Consider the following 16,362-nt stretch of genomic DNA (forward strand, 5'->3'; position numbering starts at 1 on the left):
GCTCCCCCCAGGGTCCGTCAGGCCGTCGGCCTGAAGACCACGTCGACGAAGTAGTTGGTGCTCTTGTTGGTGGTGGTCGGGAAGCCGCCGCCGGTGGCGTAGCGGTACCGGCCGTTGGTCGTCGCCGGCGCCGTGAGGGGTGCCGCCTTCCACGCGCCGTTCTTGAAGAAGTTCGGCGTGGACGAGTAGTGCCCCTTCGGGGCGTAGTACGACGCCACGTAGGTCTGGCCGGCCACGATCGGCACCGGCGTCGAGAACGTCGCCGTCTGCCATCCGCTGGCGGTCTCGTTGGTGAAGGTGACGGTCGCGAGCCGGGTGCCCGACGAGGACCACAGCGATCCCGTGTGCGTCCCGGTGTTGGCGGTCGCCTTGTAGAAGCGGATCTGCGTGACGGTGCCGTTGACTGCGGAGCTGAACGCCACGCCGAGCTCGATCGCGAGCTTGTCGTTGGTGTCCACGGTGGTCGGTGCCACGCCCGTGAACAGCGACGTGGTGTCGGTCGTGTGGAACGTCCACGACTGGGTCCCCAGGACCGCGCCCGCCGTCGACACCACGCCTGCGACAGTCACCGTGAGGTCGGCGTCGGCCGGCAGCACGGCCGCCGGCTTGAACGTCAGCGTCTTCTGGTCCGAGGAGAGGGACGCGGTGCCGGCGATGGTCGTCGTGCCCTGCTTGACCGTCATCGACCAGCCCGACCCGACGGGTGCCGAGACGGTCAGCGACGGCAGGGTGTCCCGGGCGACGCCCGTGGCTCCCGGTGCCGGCGCCCGGCTGACCGTGGTGATCGTCGGCGCGGCGTACACGACGTCGACGAAGAAGTTCGTCCCGGCGGTGGCGGTCGTCGGGAAGCCGCCCCCGGTGCCGTAGGTGTAGAGCCCGTTACTGGTCCCCCGGGCCGTCAGGTCCCCGGACGTGAACGCCGTGTTGAGGAAGCCCGGCGTCGAGGAGAAGTGGCCCTGGGGTGCGTAGTAGGACACCACGTACGTCGCCCCCGCGGTGACCGTCACCGGTTGGGCCAGCGTGGCCGTCTGCCACCCGGTGGCCGTCTCGCCCGCGAAGGTGACCGTCGCCAGCCGGGTCCCGGTCGCGCTCCACAGCGAGCCCGTGTGCACGCCCAGGTTGTCCGCGGCCTTGAAGAACCGGATGGCCGTGACGGTCCCGGTCTTCGAGGCCGAGAACGCCGTGCCCAGCTCGACCGGAGAGCTCTCCGCCGCCGACGGGACGGTCGGCAGGTAGTCACCGAAGAGCGACTGGCTCGCGCTCGGGTCCGGGGTGCGGGTGTGGAAGGTCCAGGTCTGGGTGGCCAGGCTCGCCCCGGCGACCGAGGTCACGCCGCTGAGCACGACCCTGATGTCGGTGTCGGGTGGCATCAGCGCTCCCGGCGTGAACGTCAGGCGGGTCCGCGAGGCGTCCAGGCCGGTCGTCCCGGTGATCGGCGTACCGCTCGGCTGCTGGGTGACCGCCATCGTGGCCCCGGGGTTGACCGGGTCGCTGAACGTCACCGTCAGGGGGGTCGCCCGTGGCACGTTGACCGCGCCGGGCGCCGGGTCCTGGGAGACGACCGAGAGGGGTGGGGCGGGCGGGGCGAAGATCGGGTCGACCAGGTAGTTGGTGGTCGAGGTGAAGCCGGGGAACCCGCCGGCGTAGGTGTAGGCGCCCGAGTCCGAGGCGACCCGGAGCGGTGCCCGGGAGAGGTCGGCGGCCGCGAAGGCGTTCGGGGTCAGCGAGAACGACCCGGTCGGCGAGCGGTAGGACACGACGTACTCGGTGTTCGCCGCGATCGGGTAGGGCTGGGCGAACGCCAGCGTCTGCCACCCGCTCGTCGACTCCCCGACGAAGGTGCCCTGCGCCAGCTCGGTCCCGTCCATCGCCCACAGGGAGCCCGTGTGCACGCCCGTGTTGTTGGGGCCCTTGTAGAACCGCAGGCCGGTGATCGTGCCCGCCTGGCTGGAGGAGAAGCGCACCCCGAGCGTGACGGGCGTGGACTCCGCCGGGTCGAGGACCGTCGGGAGGAGCGACTCGTCGAAGAGCGTGCACGGGCAGACGCCCGGGACACCCGGCGGCCGGGCCGTCGTGAACTGCCAGCTCCCACCCGAGGTGACCCCGCCGCCGTCGAGGTCGGTGCCGGCGAGGGTCACCGTGTAGGTGACGAGGCCGCCGAGCGGGCTGGTGGGGGTGAACGTGACGACCCGGGACGCGGTGTCGTAGGTGGTCGCGCCCGGCACGTTGGCACCGTTCTGGTCCTTCACCGTGACCGTCGGTCCCGCCGCGGTGAGGGCACGCGAGAACTTCGCGCTGATCGTGGTCCCCGACGGGACCGACGACGAGGCCGGCAACGGCCACTGGTTGGTGACCACGAGCGGCGAGCTGTCGGCCGTCGAGAACACCGGGTCGACGTAGTAGTTGGCCTTCTGGAACGTCGAGACCGGCAGCTGCCCGGGCGTGCCGAAGACACCGGCCGCCCCGGAGCCCAGGCCGCCCTCCACCGCGAGCGGCTGTGCGGACACCGGCCGGTAGGAGAAGGCGAAGAGCTGCACGGCGTAGTGCCCGGTGGGCGCGGTGTAGGACACGGTGTAGGTCTGCCCGGTCGACACCGGGACGGCCGAGGAGAACGTCGCGGTCTGCCAGCCGGTGGGGGACTCGCCGGAGAACGTCACCTGGGCCAGCCGCTGCCCGCTGGGGCTCCAGAGCGATCCCACGTGCGTGCCGTTGTTCCCGGTGCCCTTGTAGAAGCGGACGCCGGTCACGAAGCCGTCCACGCGTGGGGTGAACCGCAGGCCGAGCTCGAGCGCCGCACCGTCGTTGGCGGCCGGGACCAGGGGCACCGCGTCGCCGAAGACGCTGCACGGGCAGGTGACGTTGAACGACCGGGTGACGGGCGTGCCGATGTTGGCGCTGTCGTCCATGGCGCGGACCTGCACGGGAGTGCTGCCCAGTCCGTGCTGCACGTAGGTGTAGCTCCACGAGCCGGAGCCGGTGGCGGCGCTCCAGGACTGGCCACCGTCCGTGGACACCTCGACACCGGCCACGCGGCCGCCGACGTCCGTCGCCGTTCCCGTGAGGGTGACCTGGGAGCCGTTGGGCTGCGACGAGCCGGCCGCGGGCGCGTCGAGGGTGACCGTCGGGGCGGTGGTGTCGGTGGACTTCGTGGCCGCGACGAGCCCGGCCATGAGCGTGGCCGGCTGGGCGCCCATGTCCGCCAGCACGTTGACCTGGGCCTGCTGCATCCGCGGATCGGGCGCCGGGGCCGTCACCGGGCTGTCGTGGACGCCGTCCAGTCCCCAGCTCCACTGGATGGAGCCGGTGCTGAAGACGAGCGCGCCACTGGGTGCCCGGTACATCGTGAGGTGATGGGTCGTCGTGCCCGGCTGCACGGCGTTGCCGAAGTCCAGGAGGTACTCCGGCGTCGTGCCGGTCGTCGTGGACAGCCGGATCAGGCCCGCGGGCCGGAAGCCGTTGTCGACGTCCTCGTCGGACTCGTAGCCGATGGTGTGCGGTGCGAGCGCCTGGGACGTCCCGGCGGGCAGGGCGTCCAGGCCGGTGTCCCGCCAGAGCCTGAGCTTGCCCTCCTCCGAGCTCACGGTGACCGCGAGGTCGTCGTGGTTTGCCTGGAACTGGGTGCCGGTCAGCTGGTTCTCGGGGCTCCCGCCGCCCTTGCTCGTCGGGGCCAGGCGCGGGTCCCGCCACGTGCCGGTCCACTCGTCGGAGGGGTCGATCTTGGCGCTGGCCCAGGTCTCCTTGTAGCAGACGAGGGTCCGGTACGGCGTGCCGGAGGCATCGGCAGAAGCCTCGTAGCGCGTCTTCCAGTAGGCCTCGTTGCCGCTCAGGAACTGCAGGTTGACCCCCGCGTCCCGGGCGGCCTCGACGTTGGCGCGCTGCGCCTTGCTCCAGTACTCGTCGTGGCCCACCGAGAGGAAGACCTTGTGGTTCTGGAGCAGAGCGCCAGCGCGGTCGGTGTCGACGCCGGCGATGTAGCTGACGTCGTAGCCGTTGCGCTCGAGGAAGCGCACGGCCGGGTACTCGTTGGCGAAGTAGAAGTCGCGGCCGCCCGACCCGTCCCGGGTGGTGATCGGCCGGTTGTAGCTCACCTTGTAGGCACGGCCGACGACGCCGCCGCCGGCGTAGAAGTCCGCTCCCCCGTAGAGGTTGTAGGCCTGCCAGGTGGGGTCAGAGGTCTGGAAGACGACGTCGGAGTGGCTGGAGTCGTCGCGGACGATGAAGGTGATCAGGCTCGCGTGGTTGTTGTCGGCCCGCTGGAGGCGCGCGATGTACACCCCCGAGACCGCGGTGCTCGGCACGTCCCACGAGGCGGAGACGGCCCAGTTGCCACAGTCGTACAGGGCCGTGGCGACATCGGTGATGCACTGCGGCTGGACCTGCGGCAGGGCCGCCGACGGCGTCACCGTCGCCACCTGGCGGGCGCCGTCACCGTTGTAGTAGCCGGTGCGGTAGATCGTGATGCTGTACGCCGTCGCGGTGGTGTCGATCTTGAAGTCGATACGCTGCCCGACGTCGACGCTGATGTCGGTGGAGAAGCCCTGGATGTCCGTGGCACCGGAGCCCGCCACGTCCCACACGCTCTTCGGCGTGCCGGGCAGGCTGTTCTCGCAGGCGATCCGGTTGCCGCCGGCGCCGCACGGGTCCCCCGCAGCCGAGGCGGAGCCGATCGGAACCAGGGCCAGGACGGCCACGGCGAGGAGGCCGGCGAGGATGGCCGCGATGCCGGTGCGCGAGGTGGGGGTCTTGGTCGTCACGGGGCGATTCCTTCGGGGCAGGTGTGCGGGGTCAGGCACGGGAGCTCTCGTCCCTGAGCCAGGTGCTGTAGTCGCCACGGCGCACGGCACCGCGGCTGGCGGCGCGCGCCACGAGGGCGATGCCGATGAACACGGGGAGCCGCAGGGCGAGGGCGGGACGGGCGAGGGCCAGGCGGCCGAGGGCCCGCCAGGTGGTGACGGACTCGGGCCGGCGGGCACCGTGGTCGGCCGCCTGGGAGTTGCCGGTGGCGACCCGCGTGCGTCGCCGCACCAGGTCACGGACCGTCCCCGGGGCCACGACGACGACCTCGGCCTCCTCGACCACCCGGCGCTCGTCGGCGCTGAACGCGTCGGACGTGGCGAGGTCGTCGCTCATCAACGGCGGCAGCGCGGAGACGCGGGCCTGGCCGGCCGCGGACAGCGCGATCACGCCCCGCCCGAACAGCCCCGACCGGACCTGCGGGAGCTGCTCCCACACGTCGTAGTAGGAACGGACCAGCCAGGGGGTGTGCTCGCGGCGGAGAACGCGGCGCGGGGCGGTCGCCAGCACGCGGCCGTCCTGCAGGGGCCGGACGAGGGCGACCAGGTCGCGGCCGCTCAGCTCGACGTCGGCGTCGAGGTGGACCCGCGGGAAGACGTCGGTGGCCCCGTTGCCGGCGCGCACGGCCGCCGTCTTCGAGGGCTGCTGGATCTCGAGGACCCGGGCACCGGGGGCCGCCCGGCGGGCGGCCGCGGCGGTGCCGTCGGTGCAGCCGTTGCAGACCACGACCACGTCGAGCGAACCGGGCGGCAGGCCGTGCTGCAGCCTCGCCAGGGTGCGCGGGATGACGCGCTCCTCGTTGTGGGCCGGGATGACCACGCTCGCCAGCACGGCCCTGTCCTGCACCGTCCGGCTCCCGACCCCTGGGCCCCCCAGGACGTCCATGTCTCGTGCCTGTCTGCCTGCTGAAGCTTCTGCGACGGCTCGTGGCGCGGGTCGGTGGACCCGGTCGCCGAGACGCCTCGGATGTGGTCCGAGACTCACCCGGCAACAGGGCCGTCGGGGGTCAGCGGACACCCGTTCCCCGATATTGGTTAGCCCCATTTCGGACCCCTCTGGACGAGGTCTCACGAGGGGTGCCCAATGTTGAGGAACGCACGGTCCGAAGCCCCCACGGGCCGTCCCGCGGGGCTGTCATTCGGCCATGCCCCACACGCAGCCTGTCTTCATCGCCGAGTCGGCGGACGTGGCCCCGGAGGCCACCATCGGGGAGGGCACCAAGGTCTGGCACCTGGCCCAGGTCAGGGAGCTCGCCGACGTCGGTCGCGAGTGCATCATCGGGCGTGGGGCCTACGTCGGCCCGGGCGTCCGGATCGGTGACCGCTGCAAGCTGCAGAACCACGCGCTGGTCTACGAGCCGGCAGTGCTCGAGGACGGCGTGTTCGTGGGACCGGGCGTCGTGCTCACCAACGACTACTTCCCCCGCGCGGTCGACCTGGACGGACGGCTCAAGGACGCGCACGCCTGGACGGCGGTGGGGGTCACGGTCCGGGAGGGCGCCAGCATCGGCGCCCGGGCCGTGTGCGTCGCCCCGGTCGAGATCGGCCGCTGGGCCATGGTCGCGGCCGGTGCCGTGGTCACCCGGGACGTGCCCGACTTCGCGCTCGTGGTCGGCTCTCCCGCCCGCCGGGTCAAGTGGGTCGGCCACGCCGGCGTCCCGCTCCAGTACGTCGGGGCCGATGTGTTCCGCTGCCCCGTCTCCGGCCGCGCCTACGTCGAGACCAACGGTCTGCTCCGGGAGGAGCGGAGCCGCTCGTGACCACCGAGGTCGTCCCCCGGCGACGCCATCCCGTCCGCAATGCCTTCATCGGGCTGATGGCCTGCGTGGCGATGCTGGCCGTGACGGCGGCTGTCGGCATCTTCTGGATCCAGCACACCCTGACCAGCCACATCGGTCGGATCGACGGGGTCTTCGCCGGCCTCGACGAGTCCCAACGACCGCCGAAGCCCACGACCGGACCGGCCGCGAAGGCCGTGAACATCCTGCTGATGGGCACCGACCGCCGCTCCCCCGTCGGGACCACGGGGCGCGCGGCTTCCGCCCCCCTGTGGGTCCCCGGCGCCCAGCGGACCGACACCCTCATGGTGCTGCACATCGACGGCGACCGCCGCGGTGCCTCGGTGATCTCGATCCCGCGCGACTCGTGGGTCGCCGTCCCCGGCTACGGGATGGACAAGATCAATGCGGCGTTCTCGTACGCCGGCCCCTCGCTGGCGGTCCAGACCGTCGAGCAGCTCACGGGCGTCCGCATCGACCACCTGGCCGTCATCGACTGGGAGGGCTTCCGTCAGCTCACCGACGCCGTCGGCGGGGTGACGGTCACCGTGCCCACCACGGTCTACGACTCGGCCCGGGGCATCACCTGGACGGCCGGCACCCACACCCTCGACGGGGAGCAGGCGCTCAGCTACGTGGGGCAGCGCTACGGCCTCCCCGGCGGCGACCTGGACCGCGTACGACGTCAACAGGCCTTCCTGCGCACGCTGATGGAGAACAGTCTCCACACGACCATGCGGCACGACCCCCAGCAGGTGCTGGACTTCCTCAAGACGGTGACCAGCAACCTGTCGGTCGACTCCGGCTGGTCGACACGCGACATGGCCGGACTCGCGCTGTCCCTGCGCAACCTGCGCTCCGCCGACATCCGCTACCTCACGGTGCCGGTCGCCGGACTCGGCATGGAAGGCGCGCAGAGCGTCGTCCACCTCGACCACGTCCGGGGGTGGCGCATGTGGTCCGCGGTGCGCGACGACCGGATCGAGCACTGGGCAGGGCAACATCCCTGGTACGAGACGTCCACGACGGTACGGTGAGGCCACCGAGCCGAAACGGAGGGGACCCGTGCTGGCCGATCGCCTCTTCGAGGCCCTCACCGACCTGACCGAGGCACTCGACCGGACGCGCACGCTGCCGGACGCCTCGGCGGTGATCGCCGACTTCGCGCTGGCCAACCTCGACGCCGACCATGCGGGCGTCTCGTTGCACCCCGCCGACGGCGGCGTGATCAGGCTGGCGGCGACCAGCCCGGTGGTCCACGACCTCGACGCGGCCCGGGCCCCTGGTGAGCCCGGCCCCGGCAGCCACGACCTGGAGGCCGGGTCTGTCCTGACGATCGCGGACACCCGCACCGACACGCGCTGGCCGGCCTGGAGCGCCCGGGCCGCCGCGGCGGGCGTGCTCTCGGCTCGCCTGGTCGGACTGACCCAGCTCAACCAGGGGTCGGCCACGCTCGACCTCCTCTCCCACGAACCGCACACCCACTCCACTGCCGGCTTCCTGCGCGCGCGGAGGGCGGCCAAGCACGCGGGACTCGGCCTGCGCCTCGTCGACCGGATCGCCAACCTCGAGGAAGGGCTGGCCAGCCGCACCCTCATCGGTCAGGCGCAGGGCATGCTGATGGAGCGCTACGGTCTCTCCGCAGACCATGCGATGAGCTACCTGCGACGCAACTCCCAGCACGCCAACGTCAAGGTCCGCGACCTGGCCGAGGCCATCGTGGCCGACCGCGACGCCCTCCCGGGCGATCAGCCGTCCACGATGTGATACGCGACACACCCCTGCGACATCCGTCGCCCCCGCCTGAATTCACGGCGATTTGCCACGGCGTTGACGTCGTCTTGACGCGCGTTTCGCATCCCGATGGCTTCATGTGTACGAGGCACGAGGGGGTGCCACAAGGGGGGGAACCATGTACCGCATCGTTACCGAACGCCGTCAGGGGACAGAAGGGCAACCAGCGGACACGTCATCGTGGCCGGTCGTCGCGACGTCGCCCGATCCGGACCCGGCACCACTCGTGTCATCCGGCGTTCCGGACGCTGACGACGGAGGGGACGACGTACGTCCGCGCCGTGCCGCGCTCCGTCCGACCGGCCCACTGCTGCTCCTGACCGGGCTGGTGCTGTCCACGCCCGCGCTGCTGCTGGTCGCGGTCCTGAGTGGCGCCTCGGAGGCCGCCAGCCTCACCATGGCCGTCCCGTGGTCCCTGGCGCAGCTCCCGCTGCTGGCCTGGGCCGGGCACCGCCACATGGAGCACCGCACCCGCGAGCTGCCGTCCCCGGCCGACCTCGAGGTGCTCGGCACCCGCGCCGAGACCGCCGAGGCAGCGCTGCGCAAGGACGAGGAGAAGCTCCACGAGCTGCGCGCCACCGTCGTCGGGATCACCCTCGCCCACCAGCTGCTGCACGACGCCGACAAGGAGCTCCAGGAGGCCACCCGTGAGCGGCTGGAGCAGCTCCGCGAGTCCGAGCTCGGCCGCCTCGAGCGGCTGCTCGCGGTGGAGCCCGACCGGGCCGTCCAGCGCGTGGAGCTGGAGGAGGTCGTGAACCCCCTGGCCGAGTCGCTGCGCCTGCGCGGCCACCGTGTGCGCTGGTCGGGCACCCCACTGTGCGCGACGGGCCGCCCAGACGACATCGCCGAGATCGTGCACGTCCTGCTGGAGAACGCAGCGAGGCACGCCCCTGGCTGCGACATCCGCGTGACGGCCGTGGCCACGCCCGGCTCGGTCCGGGTGCAGGTCATCGACGGCGGACCGGGGGTCGCCCCGCACGTCCGGCCCCGCCTGTTCGACCGCGGCGTCCGCGGACCCGGCTCGCCGGGCCAGGGGCTCGGGCTGCACATCGCCCGGTCCCTCGCGCGTGAGATGGGCGGCGACCTGCGACTCGAAGAGGGCACTCCGGGAGCCACGTTCACCCTGACCCTGCCCACCGCTGCGCCGGCCCCGTCATGCCTCGGTCACTCGGCTTGACGCGGGTCGCCATCGTCGAGGACCACCAGCTCTTCGCCGAGGCCCTGGACGTGGCGATGACGCTGGAAGGCCACGACGTGCACCGCGTCCCGATCACCGACCACGCCGTCTCCACCGGGCACCTGCTCACCCAGGTGCTCCGGATGCGCCCGCGTGTGGTCCTGCTCGACCTCGACCTCGGGTCCACCGGCAACGGCACCCGTCTCGTCGAGCCGCTCACCCAGGCCGGCATCGCCGTGGTCGTGGTGACGGCGAGCATCGACCGCGCCCGGTGGGGTGAGTGCCTGCGGTACGGCGCCCGCACGGTGCTGCCCAAGTCGACGCCGCTCAACACCATCCTCGCGACGATCCGTCTGATCGGGGAGGGACGGCCGGTGCTGTCGCGGGAGGAGCGGGACCGGCTGCTGGCCGTCTACCACCACGAGAAGGTCAAGATCCAGGACCTCCGGGACCGCCTCGAGCAGCTCACCCTGCGCGAGCGCGAGGTGCTCGCGCACCTGATGGCCGGACGCCCGGTGCGGGACATCGCGAAGCTCTCGTTCGTCTCCGAGGCGACCGTGCGCACCCAGGTCAAGTCGATCCTCGCCAAGCTCGACGTCACCTCGCAGCTGGCGGCGGTGGGCGCGGCCCACCAGGCCAGCTGGAGCCCCCCGGTCCTCGCCGAGGACCGCTGACCCAGCCCCTGCCGGCCGGGCCTCGGGGCCCGGAACGGGGGATCACCCAAATTGCGGCATGTCCGCGGCGCGGCCAGTGCCTACCGTCGAGGTAGCCGTTGCACCGTGCAGCGGGCAACGGGGGGGGTGGGTGCGATGGACGAGTCGGCACCCGGCACCGTGTCCGGGCCGCACCAGGACGCCACGTCGTGACGGCAACCGTCCCGCTCGGTCCCGAAGCAGCCACGTCGCGCCACGCCCTCCGCCGGTTGGTCCGTCCCCTCTCGATCCGCGGCACCCGACAGCTCCCGGCTGCCGGGGCCGCGTCCACCCGTCCGCTGCGGACGCGGTGGGCGCTCGTCCCCGGGGACGCGCTGGCGGCGCTCGTCGTGTCGGCGGTGACGCTGTCCACCGGCCCCACCCTCCTCACCGCCACGACGGACGCCTGGCTGCTGCTCGCCGCCGTCACGGTCACCTGGCTGGCCCTTCTCGGCGCCACGGGCGCCTTCGAGGCCCGGCGCACGACGTCGGCCACCGGGGACCTGCGACGCATCGCCCGCGCCGGCGTGGGCCTGGCCGCGGCCACGCCCGTGATCGTGACCACGAGCGGACAGCCGCTCGAGCCGTGGCGCGTGCTCGTCGCCGCGGCGTCGGTCTCGGCTCTCGCCGTCGGCCTGCGCCGGGCCGGCACGGCCCTGCGTCCGCCCGATCCCGTGCGCGTCGTGGTGTCCGGGCCGCGGCCCGCCGTGGACCTGTTGCTCCGCGAGCTCGCGACCGACCGTCGGCCGGCGTTCGAGGTGGTCGGGATCCACGAGCCCGCCACCGGTCGGGAACTGCCGACGACCGCACAGCGCCTGGGCGCCGAGGCCGTGATCGTGCTGCCGACCGAGCGCGACGACCCCGCCGCACTGCGTCGCCTGGGCTGGCAGCTCGAACGGGCCGGCACCCAGGTGCTCATCGCGACCGGTCTCCTCGACGTCGCCTCCCACCGGACCCGCCTGGAGTACGCCGGCGCGCTCCCCCTCCTCCGGGTGCGACACCCCGACGCGACCGGGGTCCGGCGCCGGGCCAAGGCCGTGGCGGATCGCGTCGCCGCCGCTGTCGCACTGGTCGTCCTCGCGCCGCTGCTCCTCGCCATCAGCGTGGCCGTGCGGGTCGAGTCGAAGGGCCCGGCGTTCTTCCGGCAGACGCGCGTCGGCCGCGACGGCGTGCCGTTCACGATGCTCAAGTTCCGCACGATGGGCCTCGACGCCGAGTGCCGCCGCGAGGAGCTGACCGCACGCGAGGCGGTCGAGGGTGTGCTGTTCAAGATGCGCTGCGACCCTCGGGTGACACGCGTCGGCGCCGTCCTGCGGCGCTACTCCCTGGACGAGCTCCCCCAGCTCGTCAACGTGCTGCGCGGCCAGATGTCCCTCGTCGGACCCCGCCCGCCCCTGCCCAGCGAGGTGGAGAGGTACGCGCCCGACGTACACCGCCGCCTGGCCGTGAAGCCGGGGCTCACCGGCCTCTGGCAGGTCTCCGGGCGCTCGGACCTCTCCTGGGAGGAGTCGGTCCGTCTCGACCTGCGCTACGTCGACAACTGGTCGCTGGGCTCGGACCTGCGCATCGTCTGGCGCACGGTCGGCGCGGTGCTGGGCCACCGCGGCGCCTACTGACGGCCTCCCCCGCCGCTCCCCCTCTCCGTGTCCTGTTATCGGCCCGCCCCGAGCCCGGCGTCCGCGCCTGCTGCATCGGACGGCGGACCCCCGAATATTGGTGATGATCGACCCCGAGGCCTGCCGGGATGGTGGGGAGGTCGGGAGGGGGCCCGGCACGCGAACGGCTCACCAGCCGCACACCTGGGGAGGAACGGTCCGTCCGCGGATCAAGCCTCGGGGAGTCCCGCCTCGGTAGCCCGGCACTGCCTGTGCATGTCCCCCCATGGCGACGGGCAGCACACCGGAGGCGGCTGGTGAGTCCTCGATCCCCGGCCGGCAAGGTTAAAAGTGCGCCAGACAGGCCCCCGTAACTCACCCGTTCCACTGCGGAGTTGCAAAACGTTGTTCTACGGTGATATTGCGGTCAGACAGGTGCTGCACAACGTGAGGCTGGGGAGGGGCCTGACTCATGAACGAGCAACCACTGATCCGCATCTGTGTCCTCGGTGAGCTTCAGGTGTGGCGCCAGGACGGTTCTGCCGTCGCCATCGACGAGTGGCGGACGGGCAAGACCCGTGACCTGCTCCGACTTCTCGCGCTCAGCGCCGGTCACCCGGTGCTGCCGTCGCGGCTGGTCGAGAAGCTGTGGCCGGACGTCGCCGAGGAGCGACGGCGCAACAGCCTGCGCACCGCCGCCAGCCAGATCCGCCGCACCATGGGCACCAACTGCGTCGTGCGCCAGGCCGACGGTCTGGTGCTGCGCGACGCCTGGGTGGACGCGGTGCAGTTCCTCGAGGACGCCCGCAAGGTCCATGTCTTCGCCCGCGAGGCCCAGCACGAGCAGGTCCTGGCCCTGACCCGGTCGGCCGAGCAGATCTACCGCGACGACTTCCGCGCCTACGACCAGGACAGCGCCTGGGCCCGCGCCGAGCGCGAGCACCTGCAGCGCACCCGCCACGAGATGCTCTGCGACGCCGCCGCGGCCGCGCTCGAGCTGGGGCACTTCCGGGAGGCCCTGGACCTCGCGGCCGACGCGGTCCGGCTCGACCGGGGCTCGGAGACGGCCCACCGTTCACTGATGCGGGCGCACGCCGAGCTCGGCGAGATCGGCAGTGCGCTGCGCGTCTTCGAGTCCTACCGGGCCCACCTCGCCGAGGAGCTGGGGGCCGACCCGTCCCCGCAGACCCGCGAGCTGCACCTCCACCTGCTGCGCGGCCTGGGGGCCTGAGCGGGGCTCGGCTCAGCCCGCTGAACGTCGGGCGTACGTCGTCGCCGCGGCGTACACCGCGTCGACGTACTCCTGGGCGTGGTTGTAGCTGAAGATCGCGGCCGCCCAGCCGGTGCCCGTCGTCAGGTCGGTGCCGCCGGCGCAGAGGTAGCGCGCCGTGGCGGCGGCCGCGTCGTCGAGGTCGTTGGGGTCCACCCTCCCGTCGCCGTCCCCGTCGGTGGCCCACGTCCGCCAGGTCGAGGGGATGAACTGCATCGGCCCGACGGCGTGCTCCCACACGGGGTCGCCGTGCCACTGCCGGGAGTCGGCCGAGGACCGGATTGCGGCGAACTTCCCGCTCCCGTCGAGCGCCGGCCCCAGGATCCGGGTCGAGGAGTGCCCGTCGTCGCCGAGGGCGCGGCCGCCGATGGTGCCGTGCCGGGACTCGACCCAGCCGATGCCGGCCAGGGTCGTCCAACCGACGTCACAGCCGCCCACCCCGTCGAGCTGGGCGCGGGCGTAGGCCCGCAGCGCGGGGACGGGGATCCCCGTCCGGGACGCCGTCGCCGAGAGCCAGGCCGGGTCCACCTGCGTGGCGCCCAGCGGCTGGCCGGCGGCCGCCGTCGGCTCGGCCTCGGCGGGCACCGGGGCGGAGACGTACTGCGGGGAGGAGAGGTCCAGGGGCGGTCGGGCCATGACCGTGTGGGCGGCGAGGTAGCCGAGCCCGGAGACGATCACGAGCGTCACGGCCAGGGCCGCGATGAGGCGTGCAGGGCTCACCCGAAACGACCGTTGACGTAGTCGGACGTGCGCTGGTCGCGCGGGTGCTGGAACATCGCGGCGGTGTCGCCGTGCTCGACGATGACGCCCGGGGTCCCCTGCGAGGCCAGGAAGAAGGCGCACTGGGTCGACACGCGTGCCGCCTGCTGCATGTTGTGGGTCACGATCACGATGGTCACCTCCCTGGCCAGGTCAATCATCGTCTCCTCGATGACGCGGGTCGACGTCGGGTCCAGCGCCGAGCAGGGCTCGTCCATGAGGAGCACGCGGGGCTTGATCGCCAGGGAGCGCGCGATGCACAGGCGCTGCTGCTGGCCGCCCGACAGGCCGCCGCCGGGGGCGTCGAGCCGGTCCTTCACCTCGTTCCACAGGCCGCCCTTCGTCAGGCAGGACTCGACGAGCTCGTCCTTGACGCCCTGGGAGGCGCGGGTCCCGGTGAGCCTGAGCCCGGCCAGGACGTTCTCGCGGATGGACATCGCGGGGAACGGGTTGGGCTTCTGGAAGACCATGCCGATCGCGCGCCGGGCGTCGATCAGCCGCTTGGCGGGGTCGTAGATGTCCTGGCCGTCGAGCAGCACCTCGCCCGCCAGCGCGGCCGACGGCACGAGCTCGTGCATCCGGTTGAGGATGCGCAGGAACGTCGACTTGCCACAGCCGGACGGGCCGATGAGCGCGGTGATGCCGCCGGCCGGCATGGTCAGGGAGACCCGGTCGAGCACCTTGTGCTGGCCGAACCAGGCGGTGATGTCGCGGGCCTCGATCGTGGCCAGGGCCGTGGGCTCCGGGACGGCCGGGAGGACCGTGGTCTCGTCGGTCACTGCACTCATCGTCGTTCCTTGCATCGTTGCTGGACGTGGAGAGCCGGCCCACCCGTTCCCGGGCGGGCCGGCACCGGATCACTTCTGGGTGATGGTGAACTTCTTGGTGGAGCCGGCCACCGTGCTGCTGCCGGCGTACACGGCCCTGAGGGTGTTCTTGCCCTTCGCCAGCGCCGGGAGCTTGACGGTGAGCTTGCTACCGACCAGCGAGCCCGACACGAGCTTCTTGGTGCCCTTGAAGATGGTCACCTTGCCGGTGGGGGCCACCGCCGAGGCGACGGTGATCGTGCCCTGGGCGCGCTTGCCGGCCTGGACGCTGGCCGGGAAGGACTCGGACAGGGACGAGGCGGCCTTGACCAGCACGTCGGCGGCACCGGTCGACGGGTCGAACTGCGAGCCCGAGGCCGGGACGAACTCCGCCCTGTAGCTGTGCGAGCCCGGGGTGGCGCCGGTCAGGTCGTACGTCGCCTGGCCCGAGACCAGCGGGACGCCGGACTGCAGGACGACGTCGCCCTCCCTGAAGGTCACGGTGCCGTCGGGGGCCGAGGAGCCCGAGACCGCAGCGACCAGGGTGGCGGCGCCGCCCTTGGTGCTGGTGCCGGACAGCGCGGTGGTCGTGGTGACCTGCTGGTTCAGGGTGAAGTTGCTGGTCGCGGACTGGGTCGGAGCGCCGCAGACGCCGCCGTGGGCCGAGGTGGCGAGCTGCTGGAAGCCGGCGGCCTCGATCGCGGAGCGGGCCGCGGTGGAGCAGACGTAGCCGTTCTCACCGAAGACCGACTGGATGTCGGCGCGGGCCAGGTCGGCCTGGCGGACGACGTTGTACAGCGCGCGGTCGGCCTTCCAGCCGTCCTCGAGGCGCAGGGTGGTGCCGAGCAGGCCGGCACGGCCCTTCGAGAACGGGGCGATCGCGTTGGGGTCGTTCTTGATCAGCGTGTCGTCGTGCTCCTGGACCTCGGCGACCGAGCTGGCCAGCGTGACGTCGACGCCGCCGTTCATGGCCTTGAGCTGGGCCACGAAGAAGGAGCGGGTGCCGGAGCCGGCCTGCGGGATCTTCGGCGCGATGACGCCCGACTTCGAGGAGTCGATCTGCGACCAGTTGGTGATGTCGCCCTTGTAGATGCTGACGATCTGGGCCGGGGTCAGCGAGGTCGGCGCGTTGGACGGCACCGAGTTGGAGACCGCCATCACCAGGGTGTCGAGGGCGAAGGGGAAGGCCTGGAGACCGGCCTGCGCCTCGGTGGCGCTGACCGCCGAGGAGGAGCGGGCGAAGTCGACGTCGGCGTTGTTGCCCGAGCCGTAGAGCAGGGCCTTGCCGGCACCCGAGCCGTTGGGGCGGTTGATCGCGCCGCCCGGGAGGGTGATGGTGCCGCCGCTGGTGGCGGCGAAGGACGCCACCTTGAACGCCGGGGCGGGCGTCTGGGCGTTCCACCCGTCCGCGAGCAGCGTGAGCGCGTGCTGGCTGGTGTCAGATCCGACGCCGATGAGGTCGGCGGCGACGGGGGTGAACATGGGGTCGTCGGCGTCGGTCGCCGCGAGGGCCGGGACGGCCGTCAGGGCGACGACGGAACCGGTCAGGGCCGCGGCGACGAGGCACGCGAGGGACTTGCGTACGAACATTGCGGAGTTTCCTTCGGAGTGGGTGCTGCTCGGAACTGCGTGATGGTGGTGGTGCCGGTGCTTCATTCCCGAGAGGTGGTGCAGGGTCGAGTCTTGGAACATCGGTGG

General features: G+C 72.3%; 12 protein-coding genes. 7 read left to right on the forward strand and 5 right to left on the reverse strand.

What is annotated here, in order from left to right; all coding sequences use genetic code 11:
- Nucleotides 1-17: 17 nt before the first annotated feature.
- Nucleotides 18-4,754, reverse strand: coding sequence for a DUF4082 domain-containing protein (locus FB382_RS14755; protein ID WP_182540322.1), 4,737 nt, complete (start codon nt 4,752-4,754; stop codon nt 18-20).
- A 31-nt stretch (nt 4,755-4,785) separates the two neighbouring features.
- Nucleotides 4,786-5,640, reverse strand: coding sequence for a glycosyltransferase (locus tag FB382_RS14760; RefSeq protein ID WP_220481361.1), 855 nt, complete (start codon nt 5,638-5,640; stop codon nt 4,786-4,788).
- 298 nt (nt 5,641-5,938) lie between these two features.
- On the opposite strand from FB382_RS14760, the gene FB382_RS14765 reads away from it, so the two are divergent.
- The 7 genes from FB382_RS14765 to FB382_RS14795 all read left to right on the forward strand — a co-directional run bounded on the left by FB382_RS14765 (nt 5,939) and on the right by FB382_RS14795 (nt 13,060).
- Nucleotides 5,939-6,553: an acyltransferase gene (locus tag FB382_RS14765; protein ID WP_182540324.1), complete on the forward strand. Its 615-nt coding sequence runs from the start codon at nt 5,939-5,941 to the stop codon at nt 6,551-6,553.
- On the forward strand, nt 6,550-7,608 hold the full coding sequence (locus FB382_RS14770; protein WP_220481362.1) for an LCP family glycopolymer transferase: 1,059 nt from the start codon (nt 6,550-6,552) through the stop codon (nt 7,606-7,608). The genes FB382_RS14765 and FB382_RS14770 overlap by 4 nt, the downstream gene beginning before the upstream one ends.
- Nucleotides 7,609-7,636: 28 nt before the next feature.
- Nucleotides 7,637-8,338 carry an ANTAR domain-containing protein gene (locus FB382_RS14775; RefSeq protein WP_182540326.1) on the forward strand — a complete coding sequence of 234 codons (702 nt, stop codon included), beginning with the start codon at nt 7,637-7,639 and terminating at the stop codon, nt 8,336-8,338.
- 253 nt (nt 8,339-8,591) lie between these two features.
- Nucleotides 8,592-9,542: an ATP-binding protein gene (locus FB382_RS14780; RefSeq protein ID WP_182540328.1), complete on the forward strand. Its 951-nt coding sequence runs from the start codon at nt 8,592-8,594 to the stop codon at nt 9,540-9,542.
- Entirely contained in the window at nt 9,539-10,216 is a 678-nt protein-coding gene (locus FB382_RS14785; protein ID WP_246377192.1) for a LuxR C-terminal-related transcriptional regulator, read from the forward strand. Before FB382_RS14780 ends, FB382_RS14785 begins: the two co-directional genes overlap by 4 nt.
- 188 nt (nt 10,217-10,404) lie before the next feature.
- Nucleotides 10,405-11,850 carry an exopolysaccharide biosynthesis polyprenyl glycosylphosphotransferase gene (locus tag FB382_RS14790; RefSeq protein WP_220481363.1) on the forward strand — a complete coding sequence of 482 codons (1,446 nt, stop codon included), beginning with the start codon at nt 10,405-10,407 and terminating at the stop codon, nt 11,848-11,850.
- Nucleotides 11,851-12,301: 451 nt separating this feature from the next.
- Nucleotides 12,302-13,060: an AfsR/SARP family transcriptional regulator gene (locus FB382_RS14795; protein WP_182540334.1), complete on the forward strand. Its 759-nt coding sequence runs from the start codon at nt 12,302-12,304 to the stop codon at nt 13,058-13,060.
- A gap of 12 nt (nt 13,061-13,072) precedes the next feature.
- Here FB382_RS14795 and FB382_RS14800 read toward each other — a convergent pair whose 3' ends face one another.
- The 3 genes from FB382_RS14800 to FB382_RS14810 all read right to left on the reverse strand — a co-directional run bounded on the left by FB382_RS14800 (nt 13,073) and on the right by FB382_RS14810 (nt 16,254).
- On the reverse strand, nt 13,073-13,819 hold the full coding sequence (locus FB382_RS14800) for a lytic murein transglycosylase (protein ID WP_343055621.1): 747 nt from the start codon (nt 13,817-13,819) through the stop codon (nt 13,073-13,075).
- Nucleotides 13,816-14,646: a phosphate ABC transporter ATP-binding protein gene (locus tag FB382_RS14805; protein WP_182540337.1), complete on the reverse strand. Its 831-nt coding sequence runs from the start codon at nt 14,644-14,646 to the stop codon at nt 13,816-13,818. The genes FB382_RS14800 and FB382_RS14805 overlap by 4 nt, the downstream gene beginning before the upstream one ends.
- Before the next feature lie 69 nt (nt 14,647-14,715).
- The gene (locus FB382_RS14810) at nt 14,716-16,254 is read right to left on the reverse strand and encodes an Ig-like domain repeat protein (RefSeq protein ID WP_182540339.1); all 1,539 of its coding nucleotides are present in this window, start codon (nt 16,252-16,254) and stop codon (nt 14,716-14,718) included.
- Nucleotides 16,255-16,362 lie beyond the last annotated feature (108 nt).

The organism is Nocardioides ginsengisegetis (assembly GCF_014138045.1).
Lineage (GTDB): Bacteria > Actinomycetota > Actinomycetes > Propionibacteriales > Nocardioidaceae > Nocardioides > Nocardioides ginsengisegetis.

Coding starts and splice junctions, on each gene's coding strand:
- FB382_RS14765 (WP_182540324.1), top strand. CDS start 5,939: ATGCCCCACACGCAGCCTGTCTTCATCGCCGAGTCGGCGGACGTGGCC.
- FB382_RS14805 (WP_182540337.1), bottom strand. CDS start 14,646: ATGAGTGCAGTGACCGACGAGACCACGGTCCTCCCGGCCGTCCCGGAG.
- FB382_RS14810 (WP_182540339.1), bottom strand. CDS start 16,254: ATGTTCGTACGCAAGTCCCTCGCGTGCCTCGTCGCCGCGGCCCTGACC.
- FB382_RS14795 (WP_182540334.1), top strand. CDS start 12,302: ATGAACGAGCAACCACTGATCCGCATCTGTGTCCTCGGTGAGCTTCAG.